At 67.0% G+C, this 14,076-nt stretch carries 11 protein-coding genes; 1 reads left to right on the forward strand and 10 read right to left on the reverse strand.

Annotated features, from left to right (window positions below; all coding sequences use genetic code 11):
* Nucleotides 1-492 precede the first annotated feature (492 nt).
* Complete coding sequence (locus OKW78_RS15545) at nt 493-966, reverse strand: deoxyuridine 5'-triphosphate nucleotidohydrolase (RefSeq protein WP_281195975.1); 474 nt, start codon at nt 964-966, stop codon at nt 493-495.
* Between the two features lie 202 nt (nt 967-1,168).
* Here OKW78_RS15545 and OKW78_RS15550 point away from each other — a divergent pair, with 202 nt between their 5' ends.
* Nucleotides 1,169-3,151 (forward strand): aconitate hydratase, encoded by a 1,983-nt coding sequence (locus OKW78_RS15550; RefSeq protein WP_281195976.1) that lies wholly within the window; start codon nt 1,169-1,171, stop codon nt 3,149-3,151.
* A 194-nt stretch (nt 3,152-3,345) separates the two neighbouring features.
* Here OKW78_RS15550 and OKW78_RS15555 read toward each other — a convergent pair whose 3' ends face one another.
* The 9 genes from OKW78_RS15555 to OKW78_RS15595 all read right to left on the reverse strand — a co-directional run bounded on the left by OKW78_RS15555 (nt 3,346) and on the right by OKW78_RS15595 (nt 13,787).
* On the reverse strand, nt 3,346-3,999 hold the full coding sequence (locus OKW78_RS15555) for a 30S ribosomal protein S7 (protein ID WP_281195977.1): 654 nt from the start codon (nt 3,997-3,999) through the stop codon (nt 3,346-3,348).
* On the reverse strand, nt 3,996-4,424 hold the full coding sequence (locus OKW78_RS15560; protein ID WP_004599087.1) for a 30S ribosomal protein S12: 429 nt from the start codon (nt 4,422-4,424) through the stop codon (nt 3,996-3,998). Before OKW78_RS15560 ends, OKW78_RS15555 begins: the two co-directional genes overlap by 4 nt.
* Nucleotides 4,425-4,660: 236 nt before the next feature.
* Nucleotides 4,661-5,473, reverse strand: a complete 813-nt coding sequence (locus OKW78_RS15565; RefSeq protein WP_281195983.1) for a hypothetical protein — start codon at nt 5,471-5,473, stop codon at nt 4,661-4,663.
* 112 nt (nt 5,474-5,585) lie between these two features.
* Nucleotides 5,586-6,005, reverse strand: coding sequence for a NusA-like transcription termination signal-binding factor (locus OKW78_RS15570; protein ID WP_281195978.1), 420 nt, complete (start codon nt 6,003-6,005; stop codon nt 5,586-5,588).
* The gene (rpoA2, locus tag OKW78_RS15575) at nt 6,005-7,237 is read right to left on the reverse strand and encodes a DNA-directed RNA polymerase subunit A'' (protein ID WP_281195979.1); all 1,233 of its coding nucleotides are present in this window, start codon (nt 7,235-7,237) and stop codon (nt 6,005-6,007) included. Before rpoA2 ends, OKW78_RS15570 begins: the two co-directional genes overlap by 1 nt.
* Nucleotides 7,230-10,157: a DNA-directed RNA polymerase subunit A' gene (locus tag OKW78_RS15580; protein ID WP_281195984.1), complete on the reverse strand. Its 2,928-nt coding sequence runs from the start codon at nt 10,155-10,157 to the stop codon at nt 7,230-7,232. Before OKW78_RS15580 ends, rpoA2 begins: the two co-directional genes overlap by 8 nt.
* A gap of 6 nt (nt 10,158-10,163) precedes the next feature.
* Complete coding sequence (rpoB, locus tag OKW78_RS15585; protein ID WP_281195980.1) at nt 10,164-11,993, reverse strand: DNA-directed RNA polymerase subunit B; 1,830 nt, start codon at nt 11,991-11,993, stop codon at nt 10,164-10,166.
* A 1-nt stretch (nt 11,994) separates the two neighbouring features.
* Nucleotides 11,995-13,560, reverse strand: coding sequence for a DNA-directed RNA polymerase subunit B'' (locus OKW78_RS15590; RefSeq protein WP_281195981.1), 1,566 nt, complete (start codon nt 13,558-13,560; stop codon nt 11,995-11,997).
* Nucleotides 13,557-13,787: a DNA-directed RNA polymerase subunit H gene (locus OKW78_RS15595; protein WP_281195982.1), complete on the reverse strand. Its 231-nt coding sequence runs from the start codon at nt 13,785-13,787 to the stop codon at nt 13,557-13,559. Before OKW78_RS15595 ends, OKW78_RS15590 begins: the two co-directional genes overlap by 4 nt.
* Nucleotides 13,788-14,076: the final 289 nt, after the last annotated feature.

The raw sequence follows: 14,076 nt of genomic DNA on the forward strand, positions 1-14,076 counted from the left end.
CCGCGAGGGACGCGGCGAGTGAAACGAGCCGCGAGGCTGGGGAGGCGTGAGGCGCGGGGCTGTGCGGTCCGGGTGGGACGCAAAGGGGCAGCCGCGAGGACGACGGCGGCCGACGTAAGCAGGGAGGGACCTCCGGTCCCTCCAGCAGCCGGCGCGAAGCGCCGGCGACACTGAAAGGAGCGAACGAAGTGAGCGACTGAAGCGCGTGGTTCGAGACGCCTTCGGCGTCTCGTCATCACGAAAGGCGCGATTCACGCCTTTCGAACGACAACGAGCGTGCGACCGCCTCGCGACTGGGGCTTTGGAAGCGTTCATCGCGACAGCAACGACCCCGTTCCAATCACCTCGACATACCACGAAACAACCGTACTACAAGTACTCTTACCGAGTAAGCCGACATATCCACACAGTCCCGAAGCCAACCGCCCTGCGAACCGTTCGATGACTCCAGAGCCGCGTTCCACGAGCGACCGCGCTCCGTTCGGTTCGTCCTCAGAGCCCCTCGGACTGGTAGTCTCCGTCGTACGTTCCCTCGTGGTCCGCGCGTGCGAGCACCAGCTGGGCGATCCGCGCGCCGGGTTCGACGTCGAGCGCGTGTCCCACGTCGAGCCGGCCCTCGCCGACTCCTTCGTAGCCGGCGTCCCAGACGGCCGTATCGACCGTACACGAGTTCCGCAGCAGCGTCGACCGCGGGAGGACGAAGCCGACGTGTCCCTCGGGGATCCGGACCGGCTCGCCGTAGCGGACCACGTACGTCCCGGCGTCGAGCCGATACGCGCCGTCGTCGGGCTCGATCTCGGCTCTGTCGCCGACGCGTTTCCCGTCCCGATCGATCCGACCCGGTTCGGTCTGTCGGAAGACGGTCCCGACCGTGAGATCGACCCCGTTCGGCTGTCGCTGTTCCGGCTCGAGCGTCGCGCCAGCCGCCTCCAGGGCGGCCGCCACCGACTCCCCCGATTCGAACATGTCCTCTCGGAGCCGCGGCGAGGGCAAAACCGTGTCGACCCCGCGTCGTGGGGGGCTCTGCGATCCGGCGACTCCGTCCGCCTTCGGCGTGTCATCACGGGAGTTTTCGCCCAATTATTGCACGATCCACCGGATCCAACACGGTCGATCCGGCGGGACACTCGCGGGTTTTATATTCACGGGACGGCCATCTTCGACCGATATGGGAAAGACGATTACGGAGAAGATCCTCGGCGACCATCTCGTCGAAGGGGAGTTGACTCCCGGAGAGGAGATCGGTATCGAGATCGACCAGGTGCTCACACAGGACACCACGGGGACGATGGTCTGGCTCCAGTTCGAGGCGCTTGATCTGGACGAGGTCCAGACCGAACTCGCCGCGCAGTACTGTGACCACCAGACGTACCAGTTCGACTTCAAGAACACCGACGACCACCGCTTCCTCCGCTCCGCGGCCGGCACCTACGGCGCGTACTTCTCCCGGCCCGGCAACGGCATCTGCCACCAGGTCCACAAGGAGAACTTCGCCGCGCCCGGCAAGACCCTCCTGGGCTCCGACTCGCACACGCCGACGCCCGGCGGGCTCGGCCAGCTCGCGATCGGCGCGGGCGGCCTCGACATCGCCGTCGCGATGGGCGGCGGCCCCTACTACGTCGAGATGCCCGAGGTCGTCAACGTCCACCTCGAGGGCGAACTGCCCGAGTGGGCGACCGCGAAGGACGTCGCGCTCCACCTGCTCGGCGAGCTGACCGTCAAGGGCGGCGTCGGCAAGATCTTCGAGTACACGGGGACCGGAGCCGAGAAGCTCACGATCCCCGAGCGGACGACGATCACGAACCTCGGTACCGAACTCGGCGCCACCTCGTCGATCTTCGGCACCGACGAGAAGACGAAGGACTGGCTCGCACGCCAGGACCGCGAGGAGGAGTTCGTCGAGCTCGAACCCGACGACGACGCCGAGTACGCCGAGACGATCGAGGTCGACCTCGACGAGCTCGAGCCGCTCGTGGCCGCCCCGTCGATGCCCGACAACGTCGCCCCCGTCAGCGAGTACGAGGGCACCGACGTCGAGCAGGTCATCGTCGGCTCCTGTACGAACGGCGCGTACGAGGACATCCTCCCCAGCGCGAAGATGCTGGAGGGTCGCGAGGTCGCGAAACGGACCGAGATGATCGTCGCGCCCGGCTCCAAGCAGGCCTCCGAGATGCTGGCCCGCGAGGGCTGGACCGCGGAGATGATGGCGGCCGGCGTCAACTTCTCCGAGGCGACGTGTGGTGCCTGTATCGGCATCGGCCACGTGCCCGCCTCCGACTCCGTCTCGCTGCGTACCTTCAACCGCAACTTCGAGGGTCGCTCCGGCATCGAGGACGACTCCGTCTTCCTCTGCTCGCCCGAGGTCGCCACCGCGGCGGCCATCACCGGCGAGATCGTCGACCCGCGCGACCTCGCCGACGATCTCGGCGACCTCGAGGCGCCCGGTCTCGAGATGGGGACGAAGTACGGCCCCGGCATGGGCAAGGACGACAGCGACATCATCTCGCCCGACGAGGCGATCGACGACGGCCTCGTCAAGGGGCCGAACATCGGCGACGTGCCGCTCAAGGACGGCATCGACGTGGACGGCGGGGAGGCGCTCCTCAAGATGGAGGACAACATCACCACCGACCACATCATCCCGGCGACCGCGGACATCCTGAAGTTCCGCTCGAACATCGAGAAGCTCTCGGAGTTCACGCTCTCGCGCGTCGACGACACGTTCGCACAGCGCGCGCTCGACGCCGACGGCGGCGTCCTCGTCGCCGGCGAGAACTACGGACAGGGCTCCTCGCGCGAGCACGCCGCGCTCTGTCCGATGTACCTGGGAATCGAGGCCGTCTTCGCGCAGAGCTTCGCCCGCATCCACAAGGCGAACCTGTTCAACTTCGGTATCGTCCCCCTCGCCATCGACGCGGAGACGTACGAGCGGATCGACCAGGGCGACGACATCGAGATCGTCGACGACGTGCCCGCCGGCGTCAACTCCGGGGAGACGGAGTTCACCGCCCGCGTCAACGACGAGTGGGAGTTCACGGCCGAGCTCGACGCCTCCGAGCGCGAACGCGAGATCCTCGCGTCCGGCGGCAAGCTCTCGTGGGTCAAACAGCAGCACGACGGCGGATCGGGCGCCGCGCCCGCCGACGACTGAAACGACGATCCACACCCGTTTCGGTCACACCCCTTTCGGTTCTCTCTCCCTTTCGTCACGGCTCTCGAGCGACGGCTCTCCGCGATCGTCGGTGACGACGATCGAGAGGTAGCGACGCGGATCGACGGCGCGACCGCTCACGGATGGAGGGATCGAGAAACGGAAAAAAACCGCCCGTCGCTCGGTCTCCCGCGTCAGCGGGCCGCGGCGGCGACGCGCTCGCGCTCCTCCTTCTGTGAGATGGAGTAGGAGGCGTCCGCGTCGTAGTCGGCGGCCGCGATCAGCTCGTTCGCGAGCGCCTCGGCGGCCGAGGTGCTGGACTTGTACGTCGCGTTGGCGACGCCGTCGGAGATGAACAACAGCGCCTGGTCGACGCGGCGCTGGGGCGCGACGTCGACGGCCTTCGGGACGGAGATACCGCCGTACTTCAGGCGGACCGTCTCCTCGCGCGGCGCGGCGTTCTCGACGGCGCGTACGAGGATCTGAACCGGATTCTCCTCGGTGCGCTCGTGGATCACGTCGAACGCGTCACGGACGATCCGGGTCGTCTGCTGTTTCTTGCCCGTGTTCTCGTCGGTCTGCATCAGCCGGTTGATCAGCCGTTCGACGAGGGAGATCTCGCTCTTCTGGAACTGTTTGGACGCGTGTCGTCCCATCGTGTGGGCGATCGGCGTCACCGTCATGTATCGCTTCGTCGAGGGGTCCTCGTAGGCGATCTCGGTGACGTCCCAGACGCCGAACAGCTCCGCGTTCTCGTTCGCGGCCTCGCTCGCGGCGGGCGCGTCCGGGTCCGGTTCGTCGGCGGCGACGTCCTCGTCGGACTCCGCCTCGACTTCCTCCCCGCTCATCGGACCGGTTTCTCCGCGTTTCCGCGAACCAGTTCGATCATCGAGACGCCGTTGACCTTCTCGACTTTGTAGTTGACGCCGGAGAGGTCGCCCATCGCGCGACCCTTCGCGCCGCCGATCCCCGCGATCGTGACCTCGTCGTGCTCGTCGATGAAGGAGATCGCGCCGTCGCCGGGACAGAAGGCCGTGACCTGCTTCCCGTTCTTGATGAGCTGAACCCGGACGCACTTCCGGATCGCCGAGTTCGGTTGCTTCGCCTCGATACCGACCTTCTCGAGGACGATCCCGCGAGCCTGCGGGGCGCCCTCGAGGGGGTCGGACTTCTTCTTGAGCCCGCGCTCTCGCCGAGCGTACTCGGAGTCGGACCAGCGGCGCTTCTGCCGGTCCTTTTTGAGCTTACGGGCGGCATATTTGCCGTTCGCCATCGTACGTTCCTTTCCGAACGGAGCTACTTAAGCGTCGTCTTTCCGCCCGGAGAAACGTGCGCAGATCCGACGAGAGGTACCGCTCGAGCGATCTACGCGCGTTTCTCCGATCGATATCGACGGACGCTCCTGACCGTTGAACCGATAAGCCAGCCTGAGAGCCCGTCGTTGATCGAATCCCGTCGTCGACCGAAGCCCGTCGTCAGCCGGGAGTCGTCCCCGTCGTGGTTCCGTTCTCAGCCCTCCGTCTCGCCGCGCGCCTCCGCCGCCCAGTCGGGTTCCGTGACCGCTTCGCCCCGATCGCGGTACTCGATCTCGACCTCGACCGCCCCGGTTCCGTCGTCGTGTGGTCCCTCCCAGAACTGCTCGATCCGCGGGACGAACCCGGACTCGAACACGTGGACGGTCGCCGACGCGGTCTCGACGCGCTCCGGAACCGACCGCTCGCCGTCGAAGGAGTCGGAGACGAACCGGGCGGTCGGCTGCCCCTCCATCTCGCCTTCCCCCTCGGCGTGGGGATCCCAGTTCCCGAGCCCCTCGTACGTCGTCTCCCCCGAGTCGTCTCCCCGAGGTACCCGGATCCCGACGAGTGCCTCCGACCGGAGCGCCTCCTCGAAGTCGTCTGCCGTGCGATCGACCGCCTGCCGGCCGTAGCCGACCCCTTCCGCGGTTCGTTCACGGACCAGCGCCTCCCCGTCCGCGACGTACCGCTCGATGACGTCCGGTTCCTCGGTCGCCGTCACCTCCTGTCGAAGGTACGACCGTCCGTTCTCGAGGTCGTGACTCGACTCGTACTCCTGAGAAGGGAGCCACGGCGTCGGATCGCCCTCGCCGTCGTAGCTCGACTCCGCCGTGGAAAAGAGGGTCACGCCGCCCGCCTCGAGCACCGATCCGACGTGGTTCGTGGCCAACGTCTCGACGTCGAGTCCGTCGCCGTCGCGCCACTCGGCGTCCGGGAAGGGCCCGTCCACGCTCCCGCCGGCACAGCCCGCGAGCGCGCTCGCGCCGGCGGCGGCTCCCATCGCCGCCAGAAGGCGGCGTCTGTTCACGCGCCGTCCGCTCGCGTGCCGGCCGATGCGCCGTTCGTTCGTGGATCGTTCGGTCATACCCGTCCGTGGCGGCGTACGTGAAAAAGCCCGCCGACCCGTCCGCGAGTCGCGGTCAGGTCAGTTGGACGTCGTCGATGTCGTGGTGGCGCTTCGCCAGCGTCCGCGCGGTTTCGATGTTTCGGCCGCCCGCGCCGATCGCGACGCCGCGGTCCGGCTCGGGGACCTCCACGTACGCGACCCGGTCGTTCTGCTCGGAGACGGTCACCGCGTTGACCGCCGCCGGCGCGAGCGCGCTCGCGACGAACGCCTCGGGCGTGTCCGCGTCCTCGACGAGCTCTATCGACTTGCCGAGCCGGCGTTCGGCCTCCTCGACGGTCTCTCCCGCCTGGCCGATCGCGGCCGCCATCTCGCCGGCCGGAAGGAGGAACACGAGTCGATCGCCCTCCACGAGGCAGTCCTTCGGCGCGACGCCGGTCAGCTCGTCGAACCGGCCGATGTAGCGCCGCGCCTCGTCGGAGAGCTCGACGCGCATCAGTCGTCGCTCGGCGTGCCGCCGTCCGAGACGACGCGCGACCCCATCCGGAGGTCGACGTCGCCGGTTCCGATCGAGATGGGTTTCCCGGCGATGACGTTCTCGATGACTCCGTCGAGCTCGTCGTACTCGCCATGGACCGCCGCGTCGAGCAGGTGGTTCACCGTCACCTCGAACGCCGCGCGCGCGAGCACCGAGTCCTTCGAGCCGGAGATGCCGTGCCGGCCGATCGACTCGATCTCGCCGTTGTTCGTCATGATGTCCGCGACGAGCATGAGGTGCCGGACGTTCACGTCGTCGAGCCCCTGCTCTTCGAGCGTGTTCTTCGTCTCGTCGATGATCGTCTCGCGGGCCGCCTCGACGCCGAGGTTCCGGTAGATCTCGTGGATGTTGTTACACGTCGTTCGCGAGGCGTCGACCCCCTCGATCTCCAGGGCGTCGCCGAAGGCCGACCCCTCGGTGTAGAGGACGAACTCCTCGCCGTCCTCGAGTTCCTCCTTGCGGATGACGACCCGTTCGACCTCCTCGATGCCCTTGAAGACGATCTCCCGGAGCCGCTCCACGAGCTGGAGAAGCTCTCGGTAGCTCGGCTCGTTGGGACCGAACTCGATCACGGTCCCCGCCTGTCGGGCGTCGACGCCGAGCGAGTCCTCGATGGTCTCGGCGATGATCTCGGCGACCTCCGTGGGGTCCGAGTGGGTCGGCCACCGCTCCAACAGCGTGTCGTCGTTGAGGTCGATCCGCACGAGCATGTCCGCGACGTTGGTGGAGACGTCGCCGAGCGCCAGGATGCGCGTCGACTCGATCGACCAGACGACCTCGTGGGCCTTCTCGCGGTCGGTCGCGTACTCGCCCTCGAGGTGAACCGTCATCATCGGCGTGTCCGGCGTCTTCCGGGCGTCAACCAGCTCGATGAGCCGGGGAAGCCCCTGCGTGACGTCGATCTCCGCGACGCCAGCGTAGTGGAAGGTGTTCATCGTCATCTGCGTTCCGGGTTCACCGATCGACTGCGCGGAGACGGTCCCCACGGGCTCTAACGGGTCCACTCGCGTCTCGATGTACCGGTTCTCGACGCCGGTCGCGATGTCCGTCGCCTGCTCGATCGAGACCTCGCCGTACTCGTCGGCTTTCGTCTCGAGCGTCTCGTACACCTCGGTCTTCAGCCGCTTCGGGAGCTCCGTCGCCTCCACGACGGCCTCCATGTCCTCGGTGACGTGTTCGTACTCAGTCATCGGACTCCACCCCCAGCTCGTCCGCCTTGTTCAGGCCTGGACCCGCGTGCTCCGAGAGGTTCGTCGGTGGCGTGCGCTCGCCGAGGAACCGCTCCTTCTCGTCGTCGGAGGCGAACTCCGACTCCAGGACGCGGTCGGCGATCCCGTCGACGTCGATCCCGTCGCCCTCGCCGGAGGAGACCTTGATCGGCGAGGTGCCGTCCTCGCCGAACTCGAACTGGACGATCCGTCCGGAGGTGTCCCGGACCGTTCCGTCGTACTGCGCCTCCAGCTCCGAGAGCGCGTTGATGAGCCGCCGCTGGAGGTAGCCGGACTTCGAGGTCCGAACCGCCGTGTCGACGAGCCCCTCGCGGCCGCCCATCGCGTGGAAGAAGAACTCCTCGGGCGTGAGCCCGCCGCGGTAGGAGTTCTCCACGAATCCGTGCGCCTCGGCCGAGAGGTCGTCCGCCTCGTAGTGGGCGAGCGTGCGGTCCTCGTAGCCGCGGTTGATGCGCTCGCCGCGAACCGCCTGCTGGCCGACGGAGCCGGCCATCTGCGTGAGGTTGAGCATCGAGCCACGCGCGCCGGAACGAGCCATCACGACCGCCGGGTTGTCGTCGCCGAAGTGCTGGTCGGCGATCTCCCCAGCCGAGTCGCGGGCCTTCCCGAGCGTCTGCATGATCTTCATCTCCAGCGTCTCGTCGACGCTGCGGCCGGGCAGCGACTCCAGCTCGTCCGCACGGTACGTCTCGATCAGCTCGTTGACGCGGTCGTACGCGCTACCGATCGCCTCGTCGACCTGCTCTTCCGCCGCCGGCGGGATCGACTCGTCGTCGATCCCGATCGAGAAGCCGAAGTGCATGATCGCCCGCATCGCGAGCGAGGCGATCTCGTTGATGAAGACGCGGGCGCGCGTCTCGCCGTACTGCTTGGTGAGGGTGTCGACGACCTCGCCGCCGAACGCTCCGACGGCGTCCTCGTCGATCGTTCCCTCGACGAGCTGTCCGTCCTCGATGACGACGGCATCGCCGGTCGAGGAGGTGAACTCCAGGGAGAGGTCGTCGGGAAGCAGCTCCGAGAACAGCGTCCGGCCGGTCCAGAACTCGCGACCGTCCTCGTCGACGCCGTCGGCCTCGGGCAGCTCGTCCACCCGCGTCGCCCGCAGCAGGTCGAGCGCCTGCGTCTCCGTGAACTCGGGGTTCGCGTGGGTGAGCAGGTACGTCCCGGAGATGTGGTCCTGGATCGCGCCGATGATGTTCCCGCCGAAGCGGGGGCTCAGGATCTGCTCTTGGACGCGCATGAGCACCCGCGCCTCCGCGCGTGCCTCCTCGTTCTGGAGCGCGTGCATGTTCATCTCGTCGCCGTCGAAGTCGGCGTTGTACGGCGGACAGACGACGGTGTTGAGCCGGAACGTCTTGTACGGCATCACGACCACCTCGTGGGCCATGATCGACATCCGGTGCAGCGACGGCTGCCGGTTGAAGATCACGATGTCGCCGTCGACGAGGTGACGGTTCACCTCCCAGCCGGGTTCGACCTTCTCCGCGAGCTCCTCGCAGTTCTTCTCGGTCACCTTCAGGCGGCGACCGTCGGGTCGGCGCACGTAGTTCGCGCCCGGATGTGCCTCGGGGCCGTTCCGGACGTACTGCCGTGCGTCCTCGACGTTGCGCTCGGTGACGTTGAGCGTCTGGGTCATCTCCTTGGCCACGCGGTCGGGGACGCCGACCTCGTTCAGCGAGAGCGTGGGGTCCGGCGAGATGACGGTCCGCGCCGAGAAGTTCACGCGCTTCCCGGAGAGGCTCCCGCGGAAACGACCCTCCTTGCCCTTCAGCCGCTGGCTGAGGGTCTTGAGGGGGCGACCGGAGCGGTGCCGGGCGGGCGGCGTCCCGCTGATCTCGTTGTCGACGAACGTCGTGACGTGGTACTGGAGGAGTTCCCAGAGGTCCTCGATGATCAGCTGCGGCGCGCCCGCCTCGCGGTTCTCCATGAACCGCTGGTTGATGCGGATGATGTCGACCAACTTGTGCGTGAGGTCGTCCTCTGAGCGCTGGCCGTTGTCCAGCGTGATGGAGGGTCGGGTGGTGACCGGCGGAACCGGCAGCACCGTCAGGATCATCCACTCGGGCCGGGAGTGTTCGGAGTCGATTCCGAGCACCTCCAGGTCCTCGTCGGGGATGTCCTCGAACCAGTCGCGGACGTCCGAGGGCATCAGCTTGTTCATGTCCTCCTCGGTGAGGTCGATGTCGAGCGCCTTCTCGATGGCGCGGCGGTCCTCCTTGCGCGGGCGGAACTCGCCGGCCATGATCTCGTTTATCCGCTCCAGCGAGATGTCCGTCTTCTCGGCCAGTTCCTGCGGAGAGGTGCCCGGGTCGTCCTCCTCCTCGTCGGGCTGCATCGCGGCCGCGATGTGCTCAGAGTAGTCGCCCGAGAGCACGTCCTGGACCTCGTAGTAGGTCGTCGGCTTCTCGTGTTTGATGTCCGCCTGCGGCTCGCCGCAGTACGGACACGTCGACGCCTTCCGGGCCTGCCGCACGGCCGCCTTCAGCACGTCGTGAGGGTCCTCGCCGAGCTCCTCGGCGCGCTCCAGTCGGTCCTGGAACTCCTCGCGTTCAGCCTCGGTGAGCGCCAGCTTCCCGCACTCGCGGCACGTCGATCGCAGCAGTCGGCGGATGAGCTTCGTGAAGCCCACGTGGATGACGGGGGCGGCCAGCTCGATGTGGCCGAAGTGGCCGTTACAGGACCCGGAGTGGGAACCGCAGGTCCGACACTCCAGCCCGGGGTCGATGACGCCGAGTCGCGGGTCCATCAGCCCCATGTCGATCGGGTAGCCGTCGTCGTCGTACGTGTCCGCGGTGATCACCTTCGTGGCCGACATGTCCCGGTACGTCTCCGGGTCCATGAGGCCGAAGTCGATCCCGCCGAGCACCTTCGGTGTTTGCATTGACATTTAAATCGCGTCCTCCAGTTCGAGTTTCGGTCGGATTCCGAGGGCGATCATCTCGTCGAGCAGCAGCTTGAACGCGTAGCTCACCTCGAGCTCGTGGATGTCGTCCTCGTCGCCCGTGACCGGGTCGTACACGCGGCGCTGCTCCCTGTCCTCGACGGCGACCAGGCCCGTCTCCGCGGAGACGTACACCTGTTCGGCGTCCGACGACTCGAGCAGCCGTTCGTTGAGCACCATCGACGCCCCGTGACCGATGATCGTGTCGCGCTCCATCTCCCCGACGCGAAGCCCGCCCTCGCGGGCGCGCCCCTCGGTCGGCTGGCGCGTGAGTACCTGAACCGGCCCGCGCGAGCGGGCGTGGAGCTTGTTCGACACCATGTGGTACAGCTTGTGGTAGAAGATCGTTCCGACGAATATCTCCGCCTCGATCTTCTCGCCGGTGACGCCGGAGTACATGACCTCCTTGCCGGAGGACTTGAAGCCGTGCTCCTCCAGCCCGCCCCGGAGCTCCTCCTCGTCCTCGCCCTGGAACGGCGTCCCGTCGACGCGCGACCCGCGGAGCGAGCCGACCTTGCCGCCGAGCATCTCCAGCACGTGGCCGACCGTCATCCGCGACGGCAGCGCGTGCGGGTTCATCACGAGGTCGGGAACGACCCCCTCCTCGGTGAAGGGCATGTCCTCCTGCGGTGCGAGGTGGCCCACGACGCCCTTCTGGCCGTGTCGGGACGCGAACTTGTCGCCGAGCTCGGGCACTCGCTGGTCGCGCACCTTCACCTTCGAGAGCTTCGAGCCGTCCTCGCCCTCCATCAGCGTGACCGTGTCGACGACGCCGGACTCGCCCGAGCGCATCGTCACGCTCGTCTCGCGGCGCTTCTGCGGGGAGAGCCCGCCCATGTCGTCGGGCTCCTCCAGGAAGCGCGGCGGACTCGTCTTGCCGAGCAGCACCGAGGACTCGTCGACCCGCGTCTCGGGGTTGACGAGGCCGTCCTCGTCGAGGTGGGTGTACGCGTCCTCGCCGCGTGCACCGCGAACGTCCTGGTCGGGGATCTCGAAACGGTCCTCCTGGCCGCCGGGGTATCGCCGCTCCTCGCCCTCGTACGTCCGGAAGAAGTGCGAGCGGGTGAGCGCGCGGTCCACGGACCCCTGGTTCATCACGAGCGCGTCCTCGATGTTGAACCCCTCGTAGCTCATCACGGCGACCACGAAGTTCTGTGCCGCCGGGCGCTCGTCGAAACTGATCTGGTCCGAGGTCTGCGTCTTCACCATCGCCAGCTGGGGATAGTGAAGGAGGTGTTGGCGGGTGTCCGGCCGGATCCGGTAGTTGGCCGAGGGAAGCCCGAGCGACTGTTTCATCATCCCCGCACCCATCGTGATGCGCGGAGAGGCGTTGTGTTCGGGGTACGGGATCATCCCCGCGCCGATGCCGAACACGAGCTGCGGATCGATCTCGAGGTGCGTGTGGTTATCGGTCACGTCCTCCTCGTCGACGGCGACGAGGATGTCCTCCTCCTCCTCGGCGTCGATGAACTCGATGTAGCCGCGGTCGACGAGGTCCTCGAACTCGACGTCGCCGCGCTCGACGGCGGCGACCTCCTCGTCGCCGAGCAGCGGCTCGCCGTTCTCGACGACGATCAGCGGCCGGCGGGCCCGCCCCGCGTCCGCATTGACGATGACCTCGCGGGTCCGTTCCTTCACCGAGACGTTCACCATCTCGCTCACGTCGCCGCGTCGGCGCGCTTCGCGGATCTGGTCGGCGAGCTCGTGCGGGTCCGGATGGGTCCCGACGAGGCTCCCGTTGACGTACACCTTCGCTTCGCGTTCTGCTTGTGCCATGTTAGTCGTCCGCCGTCTGTCGTTCGACGCCCTCGATGCCGGGGATCCCCTCGACACCCATCGACGCCAGTTCTCGTTTCAGCCCCTGTTCGTCCTCGACGGTCTGTGACAGCTCCATCGCCTGCGCGAAGTTCTTCACGAGCCCGCAGTTCGGTCCCTCCGGCGTCTCGGAGGGACAGATGCGACCCCACTGGGTCGCGTGGAGGTCCCGCGCCTCGAAGTGCGGCTGCGAGCGCGACAGCGGCGAGCGCAGCCGGCGGAGGTGCGAGAGCACGCCCATGTAGTCGGTCCGGTCGACGAGCTGGGAGACGCCCGAGCGGCCACCCACCCAGTTGCCCGTCGCGATCGGGTGTTCGAGCCGCTCGGTCAACACGTCCGAGCGGACCACCGTGTTCACGGTGAGCTGCCGGTTACGCATGTTCGCCCGCTCGAGCTGGTACTTCACGTCGCGCGCCAGCTTGTTGAGCGCGGTCCGGAACAGGTCGCGCATCAGGTCGCCGGAGACCTTCAGCCGCTTGTTCGCGTAGTGGTCCTTGTCGTCGGCCTCCCGGCGGTCCAAGGCGAGCTCGAAGCACGCCTCGGCCATCCGGCAGAGGTAGTACGCCTTGTTGATGCGGACGTCCTCCTCGTCGACGCCCTCCTCGTGGAGGTGCGGGAGGAGGTAGCGGTCGATGACGTAGTTCGCCCGCTTGAGCTGGTAGTTCTTCCCCTGGCCGCTCGCGACCCGCTCGCCGAGGGTCTCGATGGCCTCCTCCGTGGTCTGGACGGAGGCCTCCTCCAGGTTCTCCAGCATGAACTTCACGATCTCGGGGTCGTCCGAGACGCGGTGGACGATCTCCTCGTCGGACTCGAGTCCGAGCGCGCGAACGAGCGTCACGAAGTCGATCGAGCCGGACACCGAGGGGAACGACACCTCGAGCAGCCCCTCACGGTTACGCTCACACAGCACCAGCGCGCGGTACCCGCGCCGTTGGGAGAACGTCTTCGCGACCTGGATCTCGTCGCCGTACTTCGAGTCGTACTCGGCGAGGATCTTGTTGGGCGCGAGGTCCTCCGAGGTCATCAGCACGCGCTCGGAGCCGTTGACGATGAAGTAGCCGCCGGGGTCGACCGGGTCCTCGCCGATGTCGATCAGCTCCTCGTCGGTGAAATCGGCCATGTTACACTTGTCGGAGCCGACCATGATCGGCATCCGGCCGACCTTCGTCTCCGTGCTGTCGACGACGGTCTCCGGCTCCTCCTCGCCCCCGCGCACGATGGACATCTCCATGAACACCGGCGCGGAGTAGGTGATGTTCCGGAGCCGGGCTTCCTGGGGGTAGAGGAGTTCCTCGGAGCCGTCGGCCTCGCGGACTCGGGGCGTGACCATCCGCACGTCGCCGAGTTCGACGTAGACGGGCTCCTGTCCCTCCTTGTCGCCGATGTCGGTCTCTATCGTCTCCTTTTCGTCGACGACTTCCTGCATCCCGCGACCCAGGAAGTTGTTGAACGATCGGAAGTGATGTTCGGCGAGCCGTTCGTCGGAGAAGTACTCGCGTGACACCACGCGTCGGTCTTGCCTGTTCATGAGACGACCAGTCGAAACACGACCGCTTGGTCGGTCGTTCGTGAGTCACGAACGATCTTCACCACGTCCCCGACTTCGGCGTCGTCAGGGGTCGCGGGGTCGGTGCGTTTGATCTTCGGTAGGTTCGTCTTCTTCACGTCGTACTCGGTCAGGACCGCCTCGACCTCCTCGGGATCGTCGATCAGGACGTGGTCCGGAACGAGTTCGTGTTGGCTTACGTCTACCATGGGTGGTGGTGGTGGGGAAAAGCTATCACGAGATACTACAGCCTGTTACCGACTCCAGCCGCATAAGGTTTGTCAACTCCGCCGTGCACGGCTCTCCGCGCCGGGGCGTTCCACGTTCTCACGCTCGGGAGTGACACACAAAAACGTACCGCCCACCCTGTGAGCGTTCACCACCGCCGCCGCCGATGACAAGCCTTATTTGCCAGACACGGGTACGACAGGTTGCGACGCGCCCGGATGGTGTAGTGGCCCATCATACGACCCTGTCACGGTCGTGACGCGGGTTCAA

Source organism: Halorubrum sp. F4 (genome assembly GCF_027257195.1).
Lineage (GTDB): Archaea > Halobacteriota > Halobacteria > Halobacteriales > Haloferacaceae > Halorubrum.